A 1,814-nucleotide genomic window follows, 5' to 3' on the forward strand; every position below is an offset into this window, starting at 1 on the left:
GTAAATTCTGTTGTTCTTCATCCGTTAAATAATGTGCGTGAGGAAACAATCCCGCCGTTCCAAGCAAAGGCAAGGATAGGGGATTGTTGATCATCACTTAAGGCTTGCATTCAGATGCATTTTTATACCTTTTACAAAACGGGCTGTTTAAGCGCTTTTCGACACTTCTCTTCGGGATGACAGCACCAGGCTGACAAATGGGCAAGTTTTCGGCTTTATAGTTTTGACACCAAGTTCCTCCCCATTTATCTTTATAGTGGAATCCTGCTTGAATCATACAAGCATAAGTTGTTGCTTTTGCATTGTTGCTTCTCTCTCTATTTTCTGAATCAGGATCGATAAGACTCGGCATTCCACATTCTAATAAGGCTTTTCCTACCTCAGTAGAATCTGCTCCTGGCTTCTCCCACATATTCACGTACCCTGGAGCAGGTTTGTCAATGTTTTCAATGTCACATCCAGCTATACTTAATAAAACTATCCCACTCAATAATTTAAACAGTGTATTCATTTTTTTCTCCATAAATAACCTAAACCTAAATTATCCAAAATTGCATGAGGTGCATAAATTTTTGTATTATCATTATGATGTGTTCCATAATCACGTTCACACGCATCACCCGCATTACCATAACACCTATGGGTACTAGATTTAAAGCCGCGTAACGCTCGCATTTGCTCTATCATTGGAGTTGCTGGTGGAAATATTGCATAAGGGAACCTTAAGGGTGCCTTATAAAAAGTAGGTAGATTGTGACCAATTCCTGTACCAATGGGATCGAATATATGGTTTTGTAAATAAATATGATCTTTTTTACCATCACTCACATAATAGAGTGCATTCGCTATTGATTGAGAGTTATCAGCTGGTCCAAAAAGATAGATATCTGTTTTTTCTGCTATACCGTGAATGCCATGCTGTTCAAAGTCACGCATTCCATTGCCCACTGTCAAGCTACCACGGCTATGCGCACTAACAATCGCCCCTGTATTACCATAACGATAGACAAAATCTTGTAACTTCTTGGTCGAATTACTCCATTTCCCAAAATACTCATAAATCGCTACTCCGATCTCTACGAGCCTGTCTTTAGCTTGTGGGTGGTATGTAAAATAAAGGGGTTCATGCTCATTATCAGCTAACTGAACCGCATTACGCGCTGCTTCATCTGGTGTGTTAAAAATACCATTATAGAACATACGCCTGTTGCCATCAGAGCCAGCTTGTAAATACTGCTCATCTTCAGCATTTAAAAAGTGATACAGAGTAATATATTCTCCATCGCTGTCTTTTATAGGTTCTCCATTTTCATCGGTTAAATAGAGTACTTTGCCATTTTCATCATGCGCAATCTCACCTACTGGATGCTCTTTAACATTTGCGACTTCGCGCACTTTGTCCCAGTATCCCAATCCTTCATCCGATAAATCATTGATCATATCTACGCGATTATGAACGATCCCCTCAAGCGATGTGGCGTCCACCGGTGCAACGGCTTGGTGGGCTGTAGCGGTGTTGCGGTTGAGAGAGCCAATGATTTGTCCAGCATCTTGCCCCATCGCCCTCTGTCCAGTTGTATCAGTAAGAATGATAGTCCCATCGCTGATAGCAGATTTGGTTTCCCCTTCTGCTGCATCCTTGGCTTTGCCGTGATTTAAAACATTCTTGGCAATGTTCTTTATCGTATCATTCCCAGAAAGGCTAAACCCATGGCTGCTGGCTTTAGCATGGGCACTGTTGTTGATATCACTGGTGCTAATGCTTCCAGTGGTCAGGCTGTTTTTATCTGCCGGCGCGGTGCTGGCAATGATGC

At 41.7% G+C, this 1,814-nt stretch carries 1 protein-coding gene and 1 pseudogene; both read right to left on the minus strand.

Annotated features, from left to right (window positions below):
• Window positions 1–97: 97 nt before the first annotated feature.
• Complete coding sequence (locus tag ACFIJL_RS09235; RefSeq protein ID WP_375624393.1) at window positions 98–511, minus strand: hypothetical protein; 414 nt, start codon at window positions 509–511, stop codon at window positions 98–100.
• Window positions 508–1,814, minus strand: a pseudogene (locus ACFIJL_RS09240) (filamentous hemagglutinin); the annotation flags it as partial. The gene ACFIJL_RS09235 and the pseudogene ACFIJL_RS09240, both read right to left, overlap by 4 nt.

It is taken from the genome of Bartonella sp. TT119HLJHH (genome assembly GCF_042193385.1).
Lineage (GTDB): Bacteria > Pseudomonadota > Alphaproteobacteria > Rhizobiales > Rhizobiaceae > Bartonella.